This is a genomic window from Pseudanabaena sp. 'Roaring Creek', assembly GCF_001402795.1.
Lineage (GTDB): Bacteria > Cyanobacteriota > Cyanobacteriia > Pseudanabaenales > Pseudanabaenaceae > Pseudanabaena.
This window is the reverse complement of record NZ_LIRE01000019.1, coordinates 1-23,619: the sequence shown is the minus strand read 5'-3', so window position 1 is coordinate 23,619 and position 23,619 is coordinate 1. Positions and strand designations below refer to the sequence as shown.

Sequence of the window (23,619 nt, the reverse complement as noted above, 5' to 3'; positions counted from 1 at the left end):
TAGCTCAAGAAGAAGTTCGATGTGAAATTAGATAAGATTCATTCTCACGGTGAGAAAATCTTACTTCATATATCGGGTTAGGCATACTAGATAGATTACTAAGCTCATCACGCAGTTCATATAGATTAGCCCAGATTTGCTTTTCTACTGCTAAAAATAAACACATATAGATTAGGGCAGGGTAGAGCGATATCTTTGGTGCAGGAGAACTTCTTAATAGGCTAAATGCTGATGCAGTTACATCATTGAGATATTCTGTTTTTTCCTTTTGCGATAATTTACACCATAAGTAACCATCTTGATTAGCAAGGATTGATCCTATACAACCAAAAAAATTTCTTTGAATCCATTGTTGGTTGACATGAGATTGCCCAGAGATACTAGCTTCTCTAACTAGATCTAGCAATTTTTGCCCTTCTTCTGTTAAATTTACAGATTTCCTTAAACCCTCAATACGAACTAGCCCAATGTCTAGTAGCCAATTAATGCGAGGGGGGACAATACTTTCTGCATAACGTTCAGGGTTTTTCCATTCATGAATTACACGATTTCTTAGAGCTAGAATCTCGCGTCCTATCTGAGATTCCTCTTGAGACAAACGGTTATCTAGTTGCTTAACATAGCTATCTTTAAATTTTTTTTGGAGAAGGCTTAGATTCTGAGTAGGAGTTTCTCCAAGCATATTTAGAACAGTCATTAGCCTATCACTATCTTTAATAAACAACCAATAAAGATATAAATAGCGTTCGGCAAGAATTAGTTCAAAGTAGTTAGCTTTACTAGCTTTGGATATAAATGGTAGTAGTGGTCTTCCAAATCGAGTGATACGACATGCCCCTGCTATTCTTCCAACTAGTCCAAGAGATATAGCAAACTCTGTATAACGTTTAGCGCTAGTTCTCATGCGTGTAGGCTTAATCTGTCCCTGTGGGTTCACGTAGCTTTTTAACTCAGATTCATGCTCTACACTCCACCTTTCTAGCCTTTCATATAATAAAGACTCACTGAGCGTTTTATCACTTAATATCGCTAGAATGGATGAAACATAACCGAGGCGGCGAACTTGAGTGTTAATTTCAGTGATTCCAATCTCGTATGTAGCCATTTTTGTGTTTATTTAAAAAGAATATCAGTCCCAAGTGGTCTTCTTGATTATTTCAGCGATTAATGGGAAGTCATCATCGCTTAAGAAAGGAACTTGAGCGTAGATAAGTTCAGGTTCGCTAGAAAGACGGGCTACTAGATGCCCTCGACCTAGTAAATACTCTGCCCCTTTGCGACCAAGTGCAATTTCAGATGTGCCTTCATCAGCGACTTTCAGGATAAGTCGGTTGTCAAGATTTGAGCGTAATTGCATCGGAAACACGCTGTTATCAGGACGTTGAGCGGCAAAAATTAGGTGAATACCAGCAGCTCTAGCTTTTACACCTAAGCGTTGTACGGCAGCAGAGATAGCATCTTTGTATGTTTCAACCAGCATCCAATCGGCGAACTCGTCGTGAACGAGGAAAATAAAAGGCAGTTTTTTTTGCACTTTCTGATTATATGCTGACAAGCTGTTAACCTTTTGATCTCGGAATTGCTTGTAGCGGCGATCCATTTCTTCAACAATCTGATCGAAAATAGCGATCGCTCGTTCTTGCTCGATGATAATACCTTCAGGAAAATGAGGAAGGTCTTCAAAGGGGAAGTAGTCAGCACCTGATTTAGTGTCAATTAGGTAGATGTTGACGAGATCGGGTGAGTTTGTTGCTGCAATATCTAGGAGCAAGTTTCGTAGCAGCACTGATTTACCGCTTCCTGTTGCTCCAGCAATAAGAGTGTGTGGTGCGTGCTGCTGAAGATTTTCAAAGTTACTGCCTAAGTTTAGGTACAACAGTTCGCCATCGAGTTCTTTAACCGCTATCACAAAACTCAAGTTAACGCCTGCGATTGAGCGGTTGAGCTTACGTCGCGCCAAGACTTCCCCGAGATAGATGGTCTGACGTTGGGGACGAGCGATTGCAACTTGAATTTCTCCAGGTTGAGCGGTGAGATTAATGATTTGCAGCCCATGTGTGGTTAGGATAGGCGATCGCTTCTTCTCAATGTCTATAATTCCTAGGTTGTCAGTACCTTTAAGGCGCACAATTGCAGCATTAGGAGTAAGTCTTTGTCCCAAGACTTTTGCCTGTAAGTTGTAGCCCATTAGGGCTGTTTTAAGCTTAGTGGCAGTATCAATCAACCATTGCTCAGCTACAGCATCGCTATGACTCGTTTGTGCCTGTTGCCACCACGCTACAAGTGCGGGACTAGCCCAGTTAGATTCATCATTCGTAGTAGCAGACACAGAAATATGATTTCGAGTAGTAACATCTGCCGTTGGTTCATTCTGAGGTAGCGTTGATGGAATCGCCTTATTGCCTAGATCTTTAATATTTGGAGTAGGCATATCTTTTTCATGTTGAGCTGACTCTACACTGGTAATTTTATCGGGCATTGCACTAGTAGATTCGATGTCTAGTACCCAAGTAACTCGATTAGCAGGGAACAATGGTTGAGAAACTAACCAAGGCTTATCGTCGCCAATCAACTCACGCACTGTAAACAGAGATTGTTTAGACTCATGGGCAAGTACCAGTTTTCTCACAGACTCGCGATCGTAGGTTTCCTGAAAACAGCGATCGACCTTTTGAATGAAAATCCTTTCGCTTTCAATATTGCTATCATTCATGCCTGAAACAAAAACATGAGAATAACCAGACAAGTCGATACGAATTGTTCCTGTACGTAAGCCTTCGCGCCACTGTTCGATGGGCAGCATCGTATTAGCACTAAATTCTATACCTTCTAGCATGAGATCGCTGAGACGAGATAGCCACAGATCGCGATCGAGACGACCTGGGCTAATAAAAAGAGCATCAGCAATACGATAGACTGTATCGCGAAGCTGATTCTGGGAAGTCTTACGAGCATCGGCTACCCCTGAAATATCAACATACTTGGCTTCAGCAATGACGATCTTCAGCACGGGCTGACCATCGATATACTGGGGTGAAATTGCCATAATGTCTGCAATTTGTCCTTCTTTTTGTCCCAGCCATGAAGCGTAATCATCAAGAAAATACCAACCGATAGGATATTTCTTGCCAATTTCTTCTGTGACGATCGCTTTGCTCAACACAACTCCCATCAATTCACTTGCAAATATGCCACACTTAGCAGCCCGTAATACTATGTCGCCAGAGAGAGTATTTGCCTCGTCAATAAAGCTTTGCACGAGCTTATCAATTCGATTACTCTCAATGCCAAGGTTGAGCGCTTCTAACCGCTTACGGACTAAAACCTCTAATAGATTTAGCGAAGCAGAAGAAGAGACAAGGAAATTACGCTCGTCGGTGCGATGCTGTTGATAACGAATCACCTTGACCCCTTGATTGACCAATTGTCGTCGTTCGAGTAAGTCATCGTAATTTACGACCCATTCACCCAATCGATGAGTTTCGTCAAAAATTGTTCTTGTTTGTTCGTCTTGAAAAGATATCTGACGCGCAGGCAGGAAATGTTGATTATCTTGCAAGTCCTTACCTTCGATAATACTGTAGACAGCATCAAGGTAAGCCTGCCCAACATCAAATTGTTTAGGGCATGTAAGGTAGACGGTGGAACGCATTTCATCAGACGGAGCAGGTCGTTTACGAGACCATCGGGCAGGGAAATAGGTCAGCATGTTTGGCGAAGTTTCATCAAATGGAGTAGGTTGCCAAATAACTCGTGCTTGTCGCGAGATGGCATCCTGTAAGAAAACGATGTCAGCAAATTTCCCGTCTTGGGGATTAGCCGGTGGAATATTTTTGGGCATGACACTAATTCGCAGCCGTGCCATAAAATCCTGAGATACTTCACTAGCAATGAAAGCATCAGGATCGACATCAGAACTTTCGATCATTTGCTCATAAAGCTGTGCGAGTTTAGTTGGATCGCGGTGGCGCAAAATAACTTGACAGCGAACTTCTTCGCCTTCTTCTTGCAAAGCATCGCCGAGCTTATTGACGATTGCTAGTGGCAGCTTTACAGAATCAGTTTGATAGAGTACAACACTCAAGTTAGCCTTTTCATGAGGAAGGAGTTCAACATAGCGATTTATCAACCTTAATAACTTTTCCGCAGCATCAGTTGGATCTTCATGTGTACTACGGTCTGTTTCGTCTTTGATGGGAGGTTCCATAAGGCTATAATCATTGACTGTATCGGAGACCGCAAGAATTTTTGGCTCTCGACCTTGATAGCCTACACTTACTTCTGGAGCATGGGGATGGAGTAGATCATTCCGTAGATCGGCAAAGAATAGACGGGAGTCTCCAAAGTTGACTTCAGATGCTGAAAGGATATGCCTCAGCAATCCTGCAAGTTGGCGAGTTTTGACAGCAATAGCAGCCAGTCGTAGTGGCTGCCAAGGTGCGACAATCGCCGCAGGCTTACCTCGATCTTTTCGCATCCCACCAACACGCACGCAACCTAAATGTAGAATCGTCTGATAGAGTTCCAATCGATTACTATCACCTTTGGCATGGATTAGCAAAAGTGTGAGTAATTTACCATATGCTTCGCATTGATGTATAAGAGTCGGGCTAGCAATTCCTTCACCCGTGGATTCGACGAGAGTAGCGATCGCTTGTTTATAGATTGCTTTGAACTGCTCCCAAGCTTCCAGTATTTCCTGTATGGCTTCTTGGGAAAGTTTTCCTTCCTTAGCTGATTTTTTAAGCTTATCGGTGAGTTTATCTAGTTCGCTCTTGCGCTCATACTTCCCAATTAATGAACCGCGATCTCTGTTGTATCCAGGTGATAACGTACCCACATCCGAAAGAGAAATGCCTTGAAGCTTGCCTTTCTTACTAACGAGTTCGCGCTGCACCTGTGAGACTTGGAATGGAGAGTTCTGGTGCAAGCGTATCAGGTCGCTGTAAAGCTCCATCCCGATTGCATTGGGGTTCCCTTTCCAGATTAGTTGGGTCTTAGCAATTAGATTGCGATCTTTATCCCGCATTTCTACATAAAACTTAATTTCTATCGCCGATCTAGCAATAGAAGTATTCTCTTTGTACTTGCTTTTCTGTTTCTTTTTCTCACTTTCAAGAAGTCCATCGTATTTGAACAACCAGTGAGTATCCCATTCAATATATGGACTTGTAAGTTTCTCAATACCACGATAGCGAGTACAAAAATACTGTCCGATATTAGCATTTAACTCCAACCAAACGCTTTTTCGAGAACTTTTTTGAGTCGAAATTGATAAGGATTTAATACTTTCATATGAGTCAGCTTGATCGAAGAGCCGCTCGAAAGCCTGTAACAATCCAATCAAGAAATCATTACATTCAATGGGGTGTCCGTAGACAAACTTATCCCATTTAGCCTTTAGCTTACGATTATCTTCAAGGCGAGGACGATGTGCTTCGTAAAATTCTCGATCATCGTCTAATGCTTCTTTCTTATTGCGTTTCTTGAGGGCGTTAAGATACTGTACCTCTAAGTCAGTTAAAACATCAGGAAATTCATCGCTGAAGAAATCAATCGTTAGTGAGGCAAGATCAGTTTTTTGGGTTTGCAAACCAGAAAAAAGACTGCTAATGCTGTTGGTTTCCCACTCAAACTTTGCTAGTGCTTCAGATTCGGCATTCCAACCTGCCGAACTGTTTATGAAAGCTGAAATTGCAGGATGGGCAATTTCGGGAATATCTTCTTTGACTTTCTCAAAAGCATCTCGCAATTCCTGTTCTTCAATTGGTTTGCGGTTTGGTCGCTGCTTTTCCAATAGGCATTCTCGTTTTGATTTAAGTTCCTGAAAGGCTTTTTCCCACCGTTGAAGTTTACCTAACTGCGTTTCTGGAATTGCACCAAAGTAACCAGAGTCACATGGCAAGTGTAGTGCAGGTAAAGCTCTACCCAAGGCTTCAAGGATAGGTAGACCTTCTGCTTGAATGTACGATCTTGTCTCAACCACATATTCAGCAAATTGTTCTAGACTTCGCGAAATAACCTTCTGTAAGCCCTCGATCGCCTTACGCCAGTAATTGAGGTGGTTTTCAGAGATCGGCAAATCTCTAGCTGCACAGTCTATCCAGAGGTCAATTTGGCTTTTTAGTTCTTGCGCCCCCAAAGAAGTGATATCGCCAAGAGACTGAGCTTGATCGTCATCGCTTGTATTGGCGAGTAGAAGAGCAGAAAGTTCACAGGGAGAGTGACGCAGATGTACAGTCCTCTCATCTGTCAGAAACGCTTCAGGAAGTCCGTAATCTCCAACAAGTGATCGCGGCACTTGAATTTTGACAAGGCACACAAGCTGAGTATCTTGCAGAATTGCATGGCAAACCGCTGCTACCTGTTGGGCAGTGAGGCGATCGAGCATATAGCGAGCGACACCTTCTGATGCCTCATCTATATTGATAGATCGCTTGAGAAATCCTGCTGCAACTTGTCCAATTAGATCGATTGCCTTCATTAAGAAACCTCCGCCGCAAATGGGTTCTGAACATAAGCACAAGCATCTGATAGGCGCTTGAGCAAACCAATACTAGCTAGACGACGCTCCAACCTCAGCGCATTTGCCGTAAAATCTTCGCGATCGGCTTCACCTGAGTCGATGAAACTCTGTGCCTGCTTTTCACCAATGACAAAACCATATGTTTCATAAAGCTTTGCCAGAAACTCCTGAAATTCCATACGACGAGGTACACAAGTAAGTACAAGCGTTTTTAAAAGAGCATCTGTAGGTGCATACCTTGTACGTCTACTACTCCGTCTTGAGGAAAGTCCAATTTCTTTTGACCATGTGCCATGAAATTTGGCGAGGTGTTGTTTATGTCTTGAAACAGCCTCATCTCGAAGATTGAGTAATAGTTCATCGGGAGAATTTGCTGAGGTTTTTGTCCAAACAAAGCGTTTTTCTAAAAGCTCTTTTGCCCCTTCAAGGGGGTTAAACGATTCAAGACACTGTTGCCATTCTTCGAGTTTAGTTGTACCAAGAATGTATTCCTCGATTGCTTGCTTGGGCAGGCTGTTATTCTTTTCATACTCATTTGCCGCCATATCTCGAATGCTTGTTTTTTTCGGTGCAACGATTTCAAGGACAAAGAGCGGCTTTTGGACATCTTGAAGTACAGATTTTGCACGCTTTAACAAATAGATAATAAGGTGCAAGCCTGTAATCGTGACAATGTGGGGTAATGCATCGTAGTCAGGTAAGTTGCAACGTAAAATGCTGAGCCAATCATCTGCTAAGGATTCATATTCTGGCAGGAAGGCATAAGGCAAAAAGGGAGGACTACTACTCAATCGTTTGTCTTCACGATCTTGATCGGGTTGAAGAGCAAGAACGAGTTGATTCCACTTTGATCCTTTATAGCTAGTAGCATATTCACTGCTAATAATACCCATTTTTTGCAAATAGGAGTGGATTTCTGCTCCCCTGCCGCTACGACATAGCATTAAATACGCTAGTTCTCCTGTTCTGCCAAAAAATCGTCGGTCATTAGTTTTATTCGAGCCACTGATTCGTAAATCTTCGTAAAGACAATCAGGTCCATATGGGAAGACAAACTTTGAACTCCACCGTTTGTTACTATCTCCTTCAATGGCACTTGCTTGAAAAAACTTTACAATCTCAGCAAAGGTATCGAATGAAGGAAAACGACTCTTTAAGTAACTGAAATCGACAGAGTCAATACCACCCACGCTCTTCGACATTTCCTCTATCCAAGCCTCCCATCGCTCCACATCGTCAAAAAACTCTGAAGTTATTGCTTCAATATGAGGATTATTAAATAAAATATTGCGAAGATGAAGGCGAAAATATATTGAGTATTGAAGTTTATTTTTTTCCTCTTCAATAAAGGCTTTGCCACTTACCGATTCTGATTGAACAATACATAACATTTCCAAAATGCAAAGCCAAGGGGTCTGCTCGTCATATAGTCGATGCCCCCAGATCGATTCATCAACCCACATGTTGAGTTGAGACTTTTCGATATATGGGCGTGGTAGTGACTCTAACATTAGACATTCACCTCAAAGGTACGAGGACTTGCTATACCATCATTATTAACTTTCAAAAGACGAAGACTCATAGACTCTTCTACATCTTCTACATTCTCAGCTTTTTTTCTAATTGCCAGATGCTTGAGTACCTGTGTCTTAAAAGCAAGAACATCTTCATAACATTCTTGAGAAAAACTGCTAGGTAGAGCACCTTCTGCTACCCTACTAAGATACTCATATCGAGTTACCGTTAGATTAAAACTTACAGGTTCAATATCTTGTGAGAGGCGAACAACTAAAAAAGGGATTACTCTATTGACATTGAGTTCCACAGAGACACTTTCACCTCGATCTTTCGCCACAGATATAGATTTCTCATACACCCGACTAATCTTTGCTTGAGAGTAACTCCCAGAAGTTGCAAGAATTAAATCGTCTTCATTGTTAACAAGTAGACCCGTAAAAATACGGTTAAGACCCCGCACTAGGCGGGTAACAATAAATTTAGGAAGCTTCTTTCCCTGTTTCAGAACTTTACAGACATCATTTAAATACTCGCCTGCATACTGGAAGACTGTGAGGTTCCATAGTTTTAAGTCAATGGGATAGTTATTAGGTAGCATGAAGAATAACCTTTGTCTCTGAGTTTGTAGAGCTTTTAGGAAATCATCCTCTCGATTACCCGTTCCGCGACCTTCTAAATATGTACTTTGTTGTATTTGGTAACTAAGACTTGCGCCATAGTAAGAATCAGAACTCACTAGTGTATTGTAGTGTGAACGCAGATCGGGATCATCAGCTCCAAAAATCAAAATATTGTCGATCTGGTTACTTGTTTCAGTACCGATACTAAAACTGCGTAAGACCTTAAAGACTTCTGTAGTTTCGCGTTTGCGATCGCCCAAATTCTCTCCAAAAATGTTGCGATAGAGGCTGGCAAGCGGCGCTTTCCTTTTTTCGCAAATAGAGGGAATTTCTTTGCAAGATAGCAGCTTTTCCCTAGCCTCAGGATGACCGAGTAGCGCATTTGCCACTAATAAGAGCAACTGACGCACAGGCAAGTGCATTTCATTGAGTTCGCTCAATTCTAATAAGTTAGTAAGACGTTCTCGGGTAGTTCTATTAGTCGCTGTTCCTTCAAGGCGAGATTTATTTTGCCAAATTGGACAATCAAGCTGATAGGTGCAGCGATCGCAAGCCCATCCTGAATGTTTCAACACAGCATCAAGGATACGGGGAAAAATTTCTGCTGCCTTCTGACGACTGAGATTATAGAGCTTTATGTTATAGCCTTCTTCCTCTTGTCTATCTTCTACAAGCAAATTTTCGATGACTTGACCTATCTTTTTAACATCTTTGTTGTCTTTGATTCTTGACCAGGCTTCTACCAATTGCCCATCATTAGCAGCTATCAAGTAAATTTTTTCCCTGATTTCACTAGTAATTGCTAAAGCCATTTGAGGTAAATATTCATTTTGCTGTTCGGGAGTTAAACTACTAAGATCTTTGATAATCACTAATTCATAGCTAGCACAAATCAACGTATATACTTTTTCATTACGATCCCACTCTTCAGATGAACCTCCTAATGTTTCCCAAATCTCTCTACATTGGTAGGTTTTGCCATCTCCAGCAGTTCCAGTTAAAATGATCGACTTTGGATTTTCGGATTGAAAATTTTTTAGAATATCAGAAAGGTAGGCTGTTTCAAAAATAGGCGGCTGAATTTTTTTACGCTTTAATGCTCTTTGAATTGACTCATCATACATATTGTCGTTACGGGGAATTGGCCCGTAGTTTCTTAAGAAACTGATCCATTCTGAAGATGGATAAATTGTTGATCTAGCCATAAAATCAAGACCTCAAAGTGTGCATTTTTTGAAAAATATTATGCTGTACTCCTAGTACAGGTTTAGATTGGAAAAAAAGATGTGGGCGTTAGCTCAAGTTCTGGGAAAGTTGGTGAAATGATACGATCGCTATCAAAGAACTCAGTTATGTCATACCAACCATCGGAATTAATTAAGACAGTGACTTTTGCCTCTAGCGGATCGATGATCCAATATTCAGGAATATCACGGGCTGCATATTCAGTACGTTTGGCTCGGTAGTCAATGTTTTTTGTGGAAGGGCTGATTACTTCGATGACAAGTAATGGTGCGGATAGATCAAAATCAATCACAGCTTCACGCTCTTGCAAAGCTTGCCAATCATTTCTCTGCATCACCACCACATCAGGAATCCTGACTGTATCTAGTCCGATGCCACGAGGACAACGTACACCTATTTGTCCTTGTCGAACAATCCACGGTTGAGCAGTACGATTTATCTCGGCATTAATTGCTTGATATGTACGATCAATTGTTTCCCCATGCAAACCAGTTCCTAACGACATTGCTACAAGCTCTCCGTCAACTAATTCATATTTCGTGTCAGACCCGTCAAAGTAAGTTAGGTAGTCAGTAAAGGTGATTCTGGGCTTAGCGTTTTTGGTGGTTTTGGCGATCGCGATGGTCATAAAACTGTCCTCTCAAGAGATTTAGTTACAAATGGCAAGCTAAACAAGGCATTTCGTCATCTTCATCGTCTAGTACTGATTCTAATACTTCGGCAAGGCTAAGTTGTGGGGATATTTTCTTTTCTTTAGTTAAAGCTTTTTCGTGTTCAGCAATGATTTCATTTTTACGAGCAATAAGTTCTAATAATGTTTCTCCTTGTGTCCATGTATACGTTCTTCCATCTTTGTGATCTCTTTCATAAGCGACAGCTTGAGCAAATTCTTCAGGATGTTTTTCAGCGAGTTTTACCCATTCATATTTACGCTGAAAAAAACAAAAAGAACAGCCTGATCGACTTCGCCATTCATAGTAACTAGGTAATCCAATTCCACTTTCATCAAGAATCTGAAGAATATCAGCCTTGATTAAGCTTCTTTCTTTAAATGGATAGATCGGATAAATATTTGGTTGTGCAGATACATAACCTTCACGATTTTCATCTGCTCTTATACCAATATAACTAATAGCTTTGTCGTCCCCTACAAATTTTTCAAGAGGTTCTATTTTAAGCTTGCGGGTACACCATCTAACTCTTGGCGATGGTAGAACACCGTTAAATACTTCCAACCAATGATCAAAATCTCTTTCAGCATTTAGATACTCGATTTTGATTCCCAATCGTGCCTTGATCCTTTCTAAATACTCGTATGTTTCAGGAAGTTCTTTGCCTGTATCACAAAAGAAATACTCCATTTGTGGGACTTCTTTGTGCATCAAAATTGCTAATGCTGTACTATCTTTCCCTCCTGATAATCCTAAAATGTGTCTAGTCATAATTAGTTGTTTTCTAAATCTTCTAAGTCGAATAGGTAATCATATAAAGATGCTTCAAAATCAATCATCTGTAGATTGGATTCTGTATTATTTGAATTGTTTTGTTCTAATAGAGTCCATTTATTGCAATCTTTATAGAAGTATTTATTAGGAGATGAATGATCTTTTGTTTTGCTGCTATGTCTCCAAAAAGCGTTATACACCATTCCTTGTGTATCATCCGTATTAAAATGATAGAGATTTTTCTCTAGGATCAATTGACAGATCTCTTGGCAAGTCATTGTGCGATTTGTCTCACCCATCACCTCTAAAATCGCCTGAGCTATAGTCTTTTGTTTTATTTTTGTATCGCTACTCCCAGATATATCACTCATAAATTAGAAAAAAATTTTAGATACTAATAGTATGATACATACAGTTAGTGAGTATTGGTAATTATGTATCAACGAATTAATATTACGCTGCCTAATGAAACCTTACAGTTACTCGATCGCATAGCCCCAAAAGGCGATCGTAGTCATTTTATTGATCAAGCAGTAAAGTACTACATCAATGCCGAAGCAAAAGAAAATCTTAGGGAAAAGCTCAAACAAGGTGCAGTCCGATGGGCAGAAAGAGATCTAGGCATTACCCAAGACTGGTTTAATATTGATGAGGAATCATGGCAAAACGCCAACAGGTAACACTTCCCAAGAGAGGTGAAATTTACCTAGTAAACTTTGACCTCATAGTTGGCTCAGAAATTCAAAAAACTCGTCCAGCACTTATTCTCCAAAATAATATTTCTAATCAACATAGCCCGATTACTATTGTTGCTGCCCTCTCATCTCAATTTGATGCTGAGATATATCCCATAGAAGTTTTAATCACGCCACCTGAAGGGGGACTGAGCCATCCATCAGTAGTTTTACTCAACCAAATTCGATCTATTGATAGACAACGTCTAGTTAAGCGACTTGGCGTTGTCTCTGATCAGCTAATGGACTGCGTAAACAATGCAATTCTAATTAGCTTAGGCTTAATCGATCTATGAGCTTTTGGGGGATCTCTTTTGACTTGATACCTTTGTGGAAATTAGATTGACATCTTCAAGCTGTCGCTCTCCCAAGACTTTCTCAGCCAATTTGGCAATTAAAGCTTGCTGTAAACGATCGTTACCTTGCACGATCGCTTCATTCAAGATTTTTTCTACTAATGGTTCGAGGCGATCGCTATCTTCGCGATCGAGCCAAATCAACTGATGAACCTCCTGACCATCGGGACGAGCGATTGTGATTCTACGAGCATCAAATCCTTGATTTTTTGAGGCGACCATCCCCTTTTGCAAGGCTTCAAGATTAATAAAGCGACGTGCTAAATCGCTAAGCTTTGGTTCAAAACTAGTCATGTCTGCGTCAGTCCATGATTCCGCAGGCTTGTCCACCACAATCATCAGCAAAGACTCCAACCATCGTTGATCGTCCGCAGTTTCATCGGCAGCAGCCAAAACAAACCGCCGTAATGTCCTTTCCAAACAAGATTCAACCAAATAACTTGCCCTAACTTGCAAATCTTCCCGTAACTTTTCACTATTTCGCCGCACTCCAAAAGCCTCATGCAAAAGGCTTTGACAATCAGCAAGTAAGCGATCATAAGTAGTCTGAACTTCATGTAAAACCTGAACTAACTTACCCTTAAACTGCTTTGCAGTCGTACCGTCATCAGCCTGACCAGCAATGATCGCCGCTAGTCCACAAGCAACAGGCAAAGATTGAAATAGGAGTACATCGGGTTCTTGAGCCTTTTGGAGGGTTTGGACAACTGCTTGTGCTTCAGTGCTCATGCGCGTCGTTTTTGTGGTGTAAGCAGGCAGCTTCTTGACAAATTGGAACAATGGCTTGACTACTGATAGCATCGTGACATTGCGAATGTTTGCAGGTATCTTTTTCTCATTCGATTTGGTACTAGACGATCTCAATACATTTTCTAACTCACGGAAGACTTGCGATCGCAAGCCCACTATTTCAAAATGCTTCACCGCAAAGCGCTGCGGATGCTTTACCAATAATTCAAAATGTTCACTTCCCAATACTGGGATAAAAGTTCCATCTTTATAGACGCTGACATCATCAACGTGATCTAACAACACTGCTGCTAAAAGAATGGGAATTACGCCGCGCTTTACGCCGTAGGGTGGTGCATCAAGAATTGTATAGAGTTCAGCAATCGTGCGAGGGGTTTCTAAAGATTCTAAACAGAATTTCTCGATAACTTTCCAAATATACTTCACGTCAGATTTAGTATCAGATGAAGAAGGTGGATAAAAGCCCCAAACGCCATTTTTTATTCTATGAATCTTCGTTTTGCCTAATACAGAGGTGTAAATGCTCACTTCTGGACTATTACCCGTTAAACCTAACTGGGGGCGATCGCCATGATCTAACATCGCCTGAATTAGCGTCCGCAAAGCTCTGACCATCTGCGAACTGAGTTCACGGCGGTTAATCAACTCATTCCAGAGTGTCATGCCCTTGTGATAAACGCGCTTGCAAACTTCTGACAGCATAGAATTAAAGTCAATTGCTCGACTAATCACTACGCGATCGCCTTGTATCCAACAGACATTTTGATGCTGCCCGACTGCAAAAGCTTGACTTAAAGCCTCATCTAATAGTCTTTCTGCTTGCACCATGCGATGACGAATTTCCAAAGCAGCCACTTTATCCCGCTCTATTTCAGGATACTTAGCACGGATTTGCTGAAGTGCTGTATATTCTAAAGCCGATATTTCTAAAAGTTTGAGATTAGTAGAATTAACCACAATCAAAGGTTTTTTATCCGCAGTCTCGATTGGTACGGACTGTGGCGGCTCTGCACCTACCCAATAACCAATTAATCCATCAAAACTATGATTTGAGCAACACAATTCATTCCAATTAACATCGTTATCTAGATAGATTCTCTCAAAATAGCGAGTTGTGCCTGTTGTATAGCTATGGCGTTGAGCAACTACAGGCTTAAGCTTAGATACATCAGCTAATATTTTGGCTAAAGGCGATCTCTCATTCTCAATGTAAGTAGTAATCGCACTTTCTACATCAAAATCTGAGCCTTCCCAAATTCTTAACTCATCAATTTTCTTTCGATGATGCAAAATCCCTTTTTGATTGAGAAATTCATCAATTAAACGGCTAATTGATGTTCGTGATGTGCGATCGTTAGGGTGATCACACATTGCCCACATTACCAAGTCTCGTGATGCTCTTAGTCCGCCTGTGGAGGTGACTAGATTGAGGATACCCACTGTCTTGAGCAATTTCAAACTCTCTGGATCAGAATTCCTAGCATCACTCACTAAAGTCTGAATTTCCACCCATTTTTGTAATTGTGGACGGCTCGCTAATCCTATCCCTGCTGCTTCTATAAAATAATCGTAGACACGATCTAACTTTAAAGTGGGAATACAATCTTTATCTAGACAAAACTCATCTAGATGACTCCTTAATGCGTATGGTTCGGAGCTAGTTAGGAATGTAAATAATGAGCGATCATTCTGGGCGTATCGAGTGCAAAGAATTGGTAACACCAAAGCCGTTATCGGATGTAGTGGATACGCTGCCGCCAATAGTTCAGGCGAAATATCATCAACTTGCGATCGCAAAGTTTCGCACCATTCTTCTGCTTGACTATCTATAAGCGCGTCATATTTTTTAGTATTAGATTTATCCCCAGAACGGGAGATCGCCTGTCCAATCAACCTCGTCATTTGTCGTGCTGATTCAGTGAAAGGAATATCTTGAAACCTCCCTTGAATCTTTGCCCATTCATTACGTTGTAATGAAGCTAATCTATCACCATAGTCAGCAAAGGACTGATGTAATAAACCAATTAGATAAAACTTCTGTCCATTAGTTTGTTTTAATTCTGCTAATTGCTGCAAAAGATAAAGATCTGCCTCATTTGGATGTAGAGATGCGTATTCTAAGTTCTTGCCCAACTCATCGACAATTAACAGCACATCAGTTTTGGCTGTCGCAATTACTTCTCGCACTAGCTGTAATGCAGTTTTACTATCGACTTTATGACCAGCCCTAACTTCCACAGCGAGATCTACAAGCTGAGTTGCGATCTCAGGCTTACTCTTCTTCTTCCAAAAATGACTTGCGCCATAATCCAAAGCTCGGATAATTGTATGTGCTAGAGGTTCTCTTTGCGCTGTAGCGATCGCCCTAAAGCAACCCTTTTCAGGCAAATTATGATTTAATTTTTGAAATTCCGCTTCTGTGATTGCTTTTTGAGTGATCGCTAAAGCATCTTGCTTAACTACCGTTTCGCCAGCACATAGACAAGCCAAAAAATGGGCAAACGCTGATTTCCCCGTACCATATACCCCTGTTAGTGTAATCGCTTGAGTTTGCTCAGATTCAGGCACATCTACCAAAATTTGTTTGAGCGCATATAAAGAGCGATCGGTTAAGACATAACCATTTACTGAATTAGGGTTATCAAGATCTCGCTCTAGATTTATCGATCTAGCATAGCGGCGATTTAAATGAAAATATTCTGACAGCTTAAGCATTTAATGTTTGTAGTATTTATTCAAGATTGTTTGACTGACTTTGGTTGGCGCTTGGGTGAATGCCATCTGAATTGAGCCTGCACTTTCCGATAAGGCGATCGCATTACACCACCTTGCTACTTGCTCGATCGCATCACAAAGCGCACTCTCAGACAGTTTAAACACCATCCCTGGACTGCCTTCATCAAATAACAATCGTGATAAGGAGATTGTTCTTTGACCACTACTAAGAGACTCAGCAAAATCTAGACAAGTCGCAACGACAATTTCGGCATGGAGACTTGGTTTCGCCCCAATCCGAAATGCGTAATGTAATGAGTCACCTGCCCTTTGAATCAAGCCTAACTCTGCGAAAGGACAATCCAAATTGTCTTCGTTCAGACTAATAACATCGCCCTGTTTAACGTACATTCTCAATAAACAAGTCACATCTTTTTTTAGTGAGGCTTCAACAGTTCGATTTCCCAAAGCATCTCGATACTTTACCAATGCTAATTTCAAATCCTCAGACGTAAATTCAGCTTGACGTAAAGCATTAAAGGCAGCATACCAAGCCGTGGCTCTACATGGTTGCTTTAACAAATGCCAATGTAACAACCACAACGAAGCAGGATCTTCTAAAAAAGGATCATAACCATCATCATCCAGTAACATCCTCCCAAATTGTGATGGTTGACAATCGCGATCGTCCTCAATCAACTTAAACGCCCCACACCAATAGCGAATTGCCTTCGCCATGTTTTTGCCTACCCCTAGCTGAATGTGAGCATCTTCTTCTAGGAAAATCCCCGAATTTTCGCTGACTGCCTGAAATCCTTTTTTTAACCAGCTATATCGAGGGTAAAACGTTTCATGCCGAGCAAAAATTAATTCCGAGGCGCTAGAAATATTACTGTTGATAGTCTGAACCATATTTACTCTTTAATTTGCTTGGCAAACTTAACCCATAAACTAAGTTAACTGCTTCTACAGGCAAATCATTATAAGGTATAGGATAGACTTAAGTTTTAACAGTAATTTCTATGTCAGCCCGTGATCTATTCATGACATTGTTAAAAATGCCTTACAAAAAGACGGCTGGACGATCACCCATGATCCCTATCCATTGCCAACAGGCAGTTTTGATCTAGCGATCGACCTCGGCGCTGAAAAAGTAATTGCCGCCTACCGAGGAGAACAGAGAATTGCCATTGAAATCAAAAGTTTTTTAGGTCCCTCCAAAATTTCTCAATTTTATGGAGCTTTAGGGCAATTTATCGCCTATCGTACAGCCTTGCATACCCAAGATGCTGCCCGTATTCTTTATCTTGCCGTCCCTGATGACATTTATGATCGCTTCTTCTTAACACCGTTTGTACAAGAACTAGTTACCCAAAATCAACTGTATTTACTCACATACTCAATCAAATCTGAGAGCTTAGAAAAATGGATACCATTACCCAATATCGTCAGCAAATAAAAACTGTCTTAGAAAATCACGCTCGCCATGTTTGGGACGATCGCATTCAAGCTCAAATAATTATTGATCCAGAACGGGATCATTATCAGCTTGTTTATGTCGGTTGGCGAGATTCTAAGCGTTGCTATGGTGTAATTTTGCATCTTGATATCATTGATGGCAAAATTTGGATTCAACAAGATGGAACTGAAATCGGCACAGCCAATGAATTAGTTGAATTGGGTGTTTCCAAGCAAGATATCGTACTAGGCTTTGATCCGCCCAACCTGCGGCACTATACGGATTTTGCTATAAATTAGAACTAATTTAGGTTTGATTATCACAAAACACTCCTATTTACGTTGTTTTATATTGTTGATTTACTAAGGGCGCAATAAATTAAATGAGTGAACATGAAAAGAAACTTTTAGATGCTTTTCAAGACAAAGATGGTCTGATCAAGATAACGGATTTAGAAAAGTGTAAAGAAGTAAATTCTGAAAGAATACTTTTTAAGCTAAAAAACAATAAAGATTATAATCAACCATTACTATATCCCTCTCATAGAGCGTTAAGTGTTATTGATTATTTAGTTCGCGATTCTACATTATCAAATTTATCGTCAATTCGTGTCTCGACTGATGATATGGGAATGCTAAGTGCTCCTATGTTTGGAGTGAATTTTGAAAGTGCTATCAAGACTGTTATACGAAAAAAATTTGTTAAATCTATATTCTATATCCCTCAGCAGGATAACTCTTCTGGATTTATTGAAGGTAAGGGTTTTGCTTGTTATTTAGTAGTTCATCTTGGGGTAAGTGAAGAGTATGGGCAAATGAAATTTCATTTAGAGGCATGGCATGGTAACGAAGTAGATCCAACAGTTTTCTATATGCATAGTATTTTTTCTATAGATCCCTTTGCTTTACCTCAACTAGAACAAGCTGTTATCGAACATCTAGATGGCGCTATTATTGAATATACTCAATTAGATAAAGAAGAGCTTTTTCGTCGTGGGAATAAGAATAAAGATCTTCCATATCAAAAACAATTCCGAATAGATGGAAAAATCCCATTACATATTTTGTACGAAATTGCAAAGATATATTTTCCTATAGATTCTTTAACTGAAGAATACTTTGGACTAAATGGTATTACATCAGATAATAATATACAAAGATATAGAGTTTCAGCTAATGATTTTTAATTGATCATGAATCTAGAAATATTGCCGTTTGAAACATCTATATCATTCAGTTTATCCGAACTGAATTTTCAAAAACTTTGTCAACAAAGCAATGTTGGCAAAAAATTACCTAACGCCCTGTATATCCATATTTCGGCGATCGCTTTTTTATCTCCACAATTACAAGAATGCGATCGCCAAGCCAGATTATCACTACCAAAATCCATCCAATTCACCATTATCAAATTCAACTACGAACAACCCAAAATCTCCTACCTGTTCTATCCAGAATTCGATAACGACCCACATCCCGCATTGCATCAAAGTATTCAAGTTGACCTAAAAGCCCAAACAGTCCAGCAACGAGACTATTACAACTCTCTCAATCCGCCCATCCTCCATCGCAAAGAAACCTTTGTAAATTCTGACTATCCCCACTATCAACTATTTGCTCAACTAACCAAACAAGAAGAAGCGATCGGGCTGTTTCATGAGACTCGTACCATCGGCACTCGTAAAGGATGGGAACAACGTTTACAGGAATACAATGTTGAACTGAAAGATCATCAAGTCATTTTGCTCCCCTCGACCTCTGGGAGAGGATCTGGGCGATGCACTGAGCAGTTCGACAAGCTCACTGTAAGACCTGTCGAAGTGTTTGAGGGGCTAAAAGAAGATATAAAAATTGATCGACATAAAGCCGCAATTCATCGCCCCGATCTATCTAAACCCGTTCGACTTGCCCTAGAAGCAGGACTATTTACAGAAAGCTCAACTTTCTTTGATTATGGCTGTGGTCATGGTGAAGATATCAAAAGAATTAGCGATCGCGACTTTACCAGTAATGGTTGGGACCCATACTATCGACCACAATGTGATCGTGTCAGCGCCGAAATCGTCAACCTCGGCTATATTATCAACGTCATCGAATCACAGAACGAAAGACGAGAAGCCCTTATCAAAGCATGGGAATTAACGCAAAAAGTTTTAATTGTCTCGGCACAAGTTTTAATCGGTGATGTGGGCAAAGGACAAATCGCCTACAGTGATGGTGTGGTGAGTAGCCGTAACACTTTCCAGAAGTATTACGAACAAGAAGAACTCAAACTCTATATCGATCAAGTGTTAGGCGTAGATTCTGTGCCTGTCGCTCTCGGCATTTATTTTGTATTTCGTGACGACATGCAAGCGCAAAGCTTCAGAGCATCACGTTTTCGTTCGAGAGCCACCACACCCAGACTCCGCCTTGTCTCCAAACGTTTTGAAGACTATCGCGAATTACTTACTCCCCTCATGGATTTCTTCACAGAGCGAGGCAGACTACCCGTCGGCGAAGAACTGTCAAACTTTGAGCCGTTGCTGACAGAATTTGGAACAGTGCGCCGCGCCTTTAACTTGATTGTCAGTGCCACAAATCAAGATGAATGGGATGCGATCGCCGATAAGCGCCGTCAAGATATTCTGGTATTCCTAGCCCTCAGCAATTTTGATAACCCTTACAAACGACTCAAATTAAGCCAACTTTCAGCGCAATACCAAACCGATATCAAATCTCTATTTGGCTCTTATCAAGGTGCAAGTACTACTGCTGACCTGATGTTATTTAATTTAGGTCGTGAAGGTTTCATCGCTACCTGTTGTCGAAACAGCAAAATCGGACGGCTAGATCATCAAGCCCTCTATGTTCATATTTCGGCTTTAGAACATCTTGATACTATGCTCAGACTCTATGAAGGATGTGCCAGTCGCACCATTGGGAGAATGGATGGGGCTACTTTAATTAAATTCCATCTGCACAAACCAAAAATCAGCTATCTTTTTTATCCCGACTTTGATCGAGATCCCCACCCAAAAATGCAAGCCTCAATGCAAATTGACCTGAGAGATTTACAGGTTCGTTATCGTGACTATCACAACTCCGATAATCCCCCCGTACTTCATTGCAAAGATGCTTATATCCTTCCCGACTACCTACAGTATGAAAAATTTGCCAAATTAACTAAACAAGAAGAAAGTTGGGGATTGCTAGAAAACATGAAAGATATTTCACATTGGCAAGGCTGGCAACAAAAATTAAAAGAATACTGTGCAGAACTTCAAGGGCATCGTCTTGTCTGGAGCAAAGACGCTGACCCAGAGACGATTAAGTGCGTGAAAGCACAACGCAAATCCAAGAAATTAGAAGAAATACATTCTAGCTAATCCAAATCTCCCTTGAATCATAAAAGCGTCCTCGTTGCTCAAGTTTAAAATCACCCAAAAGTAAACCTAGCCAAGTTTCAACGATTGGCAATTTCAAAGCCTTTTGCAAATCTATCAAACGCATAGGAGAAGAATTATTGGTAATACAATGCGAGATCGCCTCAATCCAACTCGATACATCCTCAGCATGGGCAGTACTAATCGCCCGTTCAAACTTTTCCTCCAAACTAAGCAAACTTTCCTGTTCTAAAGCTTGAATCAAGACCTCCTTATCAATTTCGCCAACAATCGAATTACCAGTTTTTGCTTGTTCGGAAATCTTCCTAGGTAAACTCTGCAAAGGCTCAATAAACTGTTCAAAATCGACCACCATAGACTGACGCACATAACGCTCAAAAGCATCATCAGCCATGATCGGCTCACCCTTTACCGCACGAGAATGTAACTCCTCAAATAAAAAATTAGAGCGATCACAAAACAAATCCGCAATCTGACATACCGCCTCTCCTGCTACTCGTAACTGAGATCGCGTATCAAGATCAACCAAAGTCAGATCCAAAAGCTTAAACACCATTAGAAAATTTGCATCTTCAGGAGTCTGTCTCGCAGACGAAAGGACATCCCATAAATCCAACTCAAGCTGTTTAACTTTCATAGCCACTCTGAAAATTAATTGGGGTGACAGGGACAAGGACGCAAAGGACAAAGCCAAGGATCGAGGCGTTCTTGGCTGGCAAATTTCTTAATCCCATAATTTGAATCTAGCAAAACCAATACTTTCTGCACATAAGTATGTACCTGCGAAGCAACCATCCCCGCACAATGGATTGGTGGAATCGCTGCGAACTTTTTTTGTCCTTGCCAAACTTGCGCGGAGATCGCATGAATCGGTGTATCTGTTCCCGACTGCCGATAAACCACTAACACCGCCCAAAAAATTGAGGCGAATTCATCAGTATTAACAACTAAATTTTTATCGGAATCACCACGTTGACGAGAGCGAATCAAATTACGGCGATCGCGATGACGAGCATAGGAACGGCGACTATAGCAAACATTAGGATTCCAACAGCGATCGCCCAACTCACCATGAAGTTCTTGAGCCTGAGCCGCCGAGAGCATCGCACACTTTTTACACTTTTCGGGAATACATTTAGCCATCAGAATTCTTTTGGCAACAATTACCCAAACAATTACGCGAACTGCGAATACAGCCAGACTCAGCAAATCTGTGGCCATGTTTCTCCACCGTTGGTTTAGCCAACCAAAACAGAGGAATACCCGTTAACTTCCAAGTTAAGCGACCAAAAGAATGTAAAACATCCCAAGCCTCCTCTTGCGAAGGCTCTGTGCAGAACTCGCTCAATTCAGCCCGAAACGCATCCCAAAGCGATCGAACAGTTTGTGGATGACAAAGATTGTAAGTCTGCATACCTTGCTTATAAGCCTCAGTAAGATTGCCACTCATTAGTAAAACTTGGTAAACGATATGTGATTATGACCATAATCTTGCCGCCATTAGTACCATAAATTTGCCGCTGCTGAGTTTGAAATACTTATTTTACCGTTGGGTTCTCCTAGATTCGTCTCTCCAGATGGAAGCATAAGTTTGCCGAAAGTCTTGAATTGCAAGCATAAGCTTGCCGAAAATTGTAAACTCTTGAAGCTCCCAAAAGCCTTGAGCAGTCTGGTGTTATCTTCCTGCTGCATCTGGATTTACCTCCCATCGCTAATTTTACCACTCCAGTCACAGACAAATTTTGCCTGTGGCTGGGCTAAATGCCTTAAGGAGACGGGATTTAGAGGACATCTACTACCTAAATGCAGACTGGCTATGGGTTAAAGTCCATTGCCTTGCAGGTTGATACCATAAGTTTGCCGTTGCGGCAAACTTATGGTCATAATCACACGATATTAGAAAATCTAACACAACAGCCTAACTTGTCATAGAAATATCTTAGAGCAAATAATCAGCATTTATTTGTCATTAAATTTAAACGAATAAGTATTTATACTTAGTTTTGTTAACGTGTTTTAAAGGTTTGAAGGTTTTGCTTGGCGCGTTGTTATATATTGAAGGGGTATCTGCCCGTTAGTTAGCTGTCGTTATGCAAAAATGGTTTAATACTGCTGGTCCTTGTCAGGCTGATATTCATTACATGCTGCCGTCTACAGTGCGGTTGCCTGAAATAGTGAATTTGATCGCTCAGCGTAACTACTTTGTCATCCATGCACCAAGGCAAGTGGGTAAAACTACAGCAATGCTGGCACTTGCCCAGGAATTAACTGCTAGCGGTCAATATACGGCGGTGATGTTATCGCTGGAAGTGGGGGCGGCTTTTTCTGACGACTTGGGAGCAGCCGAACTGGCTATTTTAGGTGAGTGGAAGCAATCGATACGGTATCGTTTGCCAAAAGAGCTGCAACCTAATGAATGGCTAGATGCTGAAGCAGGGTCAAGAATTGGTACAAATTTGAGCAACTGGGCAGAACAATCATCCCGTCCATTAGTTGTCTTTTTGGATGAAATTGATGCCTTGAGCAATGAAACGTTAATTTCCGTATTAAGACAAATCCGATCTGGTTTTCCTAATCGTCCGCATGGCTTTCCTCAGTCTTTGGCATTGGTGGGTATGCGTGATGTACGTGATTATAAATATGCTTCTGGGGGGAGTGATCGCCTAAATACTTCTAGTCCTTTTAATATCAAAGTGCGTTCCTTTACTTTGAGTAATTTCACACTTGAGGATGTGAGGAATCTCTATCAGCAGCATACGGATGCGACTGGTCAGGTGTTTACACCCGAGGCAATTGATTTAGCCTTTCATTTGACACAGGGTCAGCCTTGGTTAGTCAATGCGATCGCTAAGGAAATTGTGGAATA

Annotated in this window: 19 protein-coding genes; 7 read left to right on the top strand and 12 right to left on the bottom strand. The window is 41.0% G+C overall.

Going from position 1 to position 23,619, the window contains the following annotated elements:
- Positions 1 to 4: 4 nt before the first annotated feature.
- The 7 genes from AC805_RS00530 to AC805_RS00500 form a co-directional block, all read right to left on the bottom strand.
- The gene (locus tag AC805_RS00530; RefSeq protein ID WP_055073598.1) at positions 5 to 1,105 is read right to left on the bottom strand and encodes a hypothetical protein; all 1,101 of its coding nucleotides are present in this window, start codon (positions 1,103 to 1,105) and stop codon (positions 5 to 7) included.
- Positions 1,106 to 1,129: 24 nt separating this feature from the next.
- Positions 1,130 to 6,484, bottom strand: a complete 5,355-nt coding sequence (locus AC805_RS00525; protein ID WP_055073597.1) for an FtsK/SpoIIIE domain-containing protein — start codon at positions 6,482 to 6,484, stop codon at positions 1,130 to 1,132.
- On the bottom strand, positions 6,484 to 8,037 hold the full coding sequence (locus AC805_RS00520) for a hypothetical protein (protein ID WP_055073596.1): 1,554 nt from the start codon (positions 8,035 to 8,037) through the stop codon (positions 6,484 to 6,486). Before AC805_RS00520 ends, AC805_RS00525 begins: the two co-directional genes overlap by 1 nt.
- On the bottom strand, positions 8,037 to 9,869 hold the full coding sequence (locus AC805_RS00515) for a hypothetical protein (RefSeq protein ID WP_055073595.1): 1,833 nt from the start codon (positions 9,867 to 9,869) through the stop codon (positions 8,037 to 8,039). The genes AC805_RS00520 and AC805_RS00515 overlap by 1 nt, the downstream gene beginning before the upstream one ends.
- Before the next feature lie 62 nt (positions 9,870 to 9,931).
- On the bottom strand, positions 9,932 to 10,537 hold the full coding sequence (locus AC805_RS00510; protein WP_055073594.1) for a Uma2 family endonuclease: 606 nt from the start codon (positions 10,535 to 10,537) through the stop codon (positions 9,932 to 9,934).
- A 25-nt stretch (positions 10,538 to 10,562) separates the two neighbouring features.
- Positions 10,563 to 11,351, bottom strand: coding sequence for a phosphoadenosine phosphosulfate reductase family protein (locus AC805_RS00505; protein ID WP_055073593.1), 789 nt, complete (start codon positions 11,349 to 11,351; stop codon positions 10,563 to 10,565).
- 2 nt (positions 11,352 to 11,353) lie between these two features.
- Positions 11,354 to 11,725: a hypothetical protein gene (locus AC805_RS00500; RefSeq protein ID WP_055073592.1), complete on the bottom strand. Its 372-nt coding sequence runs from the start codon at positions 11,723 to 11,725 to the stop codon at positions 11,354 to 11,356.
- Between the two features lie 63 nt (positions 11,726 to 11,788).
- Between AC805_RS00500 and AC805_RS00495 the strand changes: the two genes are divergently transcribed.
- Both AC805_RS00495 and AC805_RS00490 read left to right on the top strand, forming a co-directional pair.
- On the top strand, positions 11,789 to 12,034 hold the full coding sequence (locus AC805_RS00495; protein WP_055073591.1) for a hypothetical protein: 246 nt from the start codon (positions 11,789 to 11,791) through the stop codon (positions 12,032 to 12,034).
- Positions 12,013 to 12,384: a type II toxin-antitoxin system PemK/MazF family toxin gene (locus tag AC805_RS00490; protein ID WP_055073590.1), complete on the top strand. Its 372-nt coding sequence runs from the start codon at positions 12,013 to 12,015 to the stop codon at positions 12,382 to 12,384. Before AC805_RS00495 ends, AC805_RS00490 begins: the two co-directional genes overlap by 22 nt.
- Here the strand turns inward: AC805_RS00490 and AC805_RS00485 are convergent.
- Together AC805_RS00485 and AC805_RS00480 are read right to left on the bottom strand one after the other, a co-directional pair.
- Entirely contained in the window at positions 12,379 to 15,909 is a 3,531-nt protein-coding gene (locus AC805_RS00485; RefSeq protein ID WP_055073589.1) for a hypothetical protein, read from the bottom strand. The two genes, AC805_RS00490 and AC805_RS00485, sit on opposite strands and share 6 nt — an antisense overlap.
- Positions 15,910 to 16,821 carry a DUF4007 family protein gene (locus AC805_RS00480; RefSeq protein ID WP_055073588.1) on the bottom strand — a complete coding sequence of 304 codons (912 nt, stop codon included), beginning with the start codon at positions 16,819 to 16,821 and terminating at the stop codon, positions 15,910 to 15,912.
- A gap of 127 nt (positions 16,822 to 16,948) precedes the next feature.
- Here AC805_RS00480 and AC805_RS00475 point away from each other — a divergent pair, with 127 nt between their 5' ends.
- The 4 genes from AC805_RS00475 to AC805_RS00460 all read left to right on the top strand — a co-directional run bounded on the left by AC805_RS00475 (position 16,949) and on the right by AC805_RS00460 (position 20,735).
- Positions 16,949 to 17,368, top strand: a complete 420-nt coding sequence (locus tag AC805_RS00475) for an element excision factor XisH family protein (protein ID WP_055073587.1) — start codon at positions 16,949 to 16,951, stop codon at positions 17,366 to 17,368.
- Positions 17,335 to 17,667: a XisI protein gene (locus tag AC805_RS00470; RefSeq protein WP_055073586.1), complete on the top strand. Its 333-nt coding sequence runs from the start codon at positions 17,335 to 17,337 to the stop codon at positions 17,665 to 17,667. The genes AC805_RS00475 and AC805_RS00470 overlap by 34 nt, the downstream gene beginning before the upstream one ends.
- 83 nt (positions 17,668 to 17,750) lie before the next feature.
- Positions 17,751 to 18,554, top strand: coding sequence for a hypothetical protein (locus tag AC805_RS00465; protein ID WP_055073585.1), 804 nt, complete (start codon positions 17,751 to 17,753; stop codon positions 18,552 to 18,554).
- Between the two features lie 6 nt (positions 18,555 to 18,560).
- Positions 18,561 to 20,735, top strand: coding sequence for a DNA phosphorothioation-associated putative methyltransferase (locus tag AC805_RS00460; RefSeq protein ID WP_055073584.1), 2,175 nt, complete (start codon positions 18,561 to 18,563; stop codon positions 20,733 to 20,735).
- Here AC805_RS00460 and AC805_RS00455 read toward each other — a convergent pair.
- From AC805_RS00455 to AC805_RS24395, 3 genes are read right to left on the bottom strand one after another with little or no spacing between them, the layout of a single operon-like run.
- Positions 20,728 to 21,390 carry a hypothetical protein gene (locus AC805_RS00455; RefSeq protein WP_055073583.1) on the bottom strand — a complete coding sequence of 221 codons (663 nt, stop codon included), beginning with the start codon at positions 21,388 to 21,390 and terminating at the stop codon, positions 20,728 to 20,730. The genes AC805_RS00460 and AC805_RS00455 overlap by 8 nt on opposite strands.
- Positions 21,391 to 21,404: 14 nt before the next feature.
- Positions 21,405 to 21,896, bottom strand: coding sequence for a hypothetical protein (locus tag AC805_RS00450; protein WP_055073604.1), 492 nt, complete (start codon positions 21,894 to 21,896; stop codon positions 21,405 to 21,407).
- Positions 21,889 to 22,203: a hypothetical protein gene (locus AC805_RS24395; protein WP_072143481.1), complete on the bottom strand. Its 315-nt coding sequence runs from the start codon at positions 22,201 to 22,203 to the stop codon at positions 21,889 to 21,891. The genes AC805_RS00450 and AC805_RS24395 overlap by 8 nt, the downstream gene beginning before the upstream one ends.
- Positions 22,204 to 22,843: 640 nt before the next feature.
- Between AC805_RS24395 and AC805_RS00440 the strand changes: the two genes are divergently transcribed.
- The coding region (locus tag AC805_RS00440; protein WP_156341260.1) for an AAA-like domain-containing protein at positions 22,844 to 23,619 on the top strand (776 nt) is incomplete at its 3' end.

Coding starts and splice junctions, on each gene's coding strand:
- AC805_RS00515 (WP_055073595.1), bottom strand. CDS start 9,869: ATGGCTAGATCAACAATTTATCCATCTTCAGAATGGATCAGTTTCTTA.
- AC805_RS00485 (WP_055073589.1), bottom strand. CDS start 15,909: ATGCTTAAGCTGTCAGAATATTTTCATTTAAATCGCCGCTATGCTAGA.
- AC805_RS00525 (WP_055073597.1), bottom strand. CDS start 6,484: ATGAAGGCAATCGATCTAATTGGACAAGTTGCAGCAGGATTTCTCAAG.
- AC805_RS00520 (WP_055073596.1), bottom strand. CDS start 8,037: ATGTTAGAGTCACTACCACGCCCATATATCGAAAAGTCTCAACTCAAC.
- AC805_RS24395 (WP_072143481.1), bottom strand. CDS start 22,203: ATGAGTGGCAATCTTACTGAGGCTTATAAGCAAGGTATGCAGACTTAC.
- AC805_RS00505 (WP_055073593.1), bottom strand. CDS start 11,351: ATGACTAGACACATTTTAGGATTATCAGGAGGGAAAGATAGTACAGCA.
- AC805_RS00480 (WP_055073588.1), bottom strand. CDS start 16,821: ATGGTTCAGACTATCAACAGTAATATTTCTAGCGCCTCGGAATTAATT.
- AC805_RS00450 (WP_055073604.1), bottom strand. CDS start 21,896: ATGGCTAAATGTATTCCCGAAAAGTGTAAAAAGTGTGCGATGCTCTCG.
- AC805_RS00490 (WP_055073590.1), top strand. CDS start 12,013: ATGGCAAAACGCCAACAGGTAACACTTCCCAAGAGAGGTGAAATTTAC.
- AC805_RS00460 (WP_055073584.1), top strand. CDS start 18,561: ATGAATCTAGAAATATTGCCGTTTGAAACATCTATATCATTCAGTTTA.
- AC805_RS00470 (WP_055073586.1), top strand. CDS start 17,335: ATGGATACCATTACCCAATATCGTCAGCAAATAAAAACTGTCTTAGAA.
- AC805_RS00465 (WP_055073585.1), top strand. CDS start 17,751: ATGAGTGAACATGAAAAGAAACTTTTAGATGCTTTTCAAGACAAAGAT.
- AC805_RS00530 (WP_055073598.1), bottom strand. CDS start 1,105: ATGGCTACATACGAGATTGGAATCACTGAAATTAACACTCAAGTTCGC.
- AC805_RS00455 (WP_055073583.1), bottom strand. CDS start 21,390: ATGAAAGTTAAACAGCTTGAGTTGGATTTATGGGATGTCCTTTCGTCT.
- AC805_RS00510 (WP_055073594.1), bottom strand. CDS start 10,537: ATGACCATCGCGATCGCCAAAACCACCAAAAACGCTAAGCCCAGAATC.
- AC805_RS00495 (WP_055073591.1), top strand. CDS start 11,789: ATGTATCAACGAATTAATATTACGCTGCCTAATGAAACCTTACAGTTA.
- AC805_RS00500 (WP_055073592.1), bottom strand. CDS start 11,725: ATGAGTGATATATCTGGGAGTAGCGATACAAAAATAAAACAAAAGACT.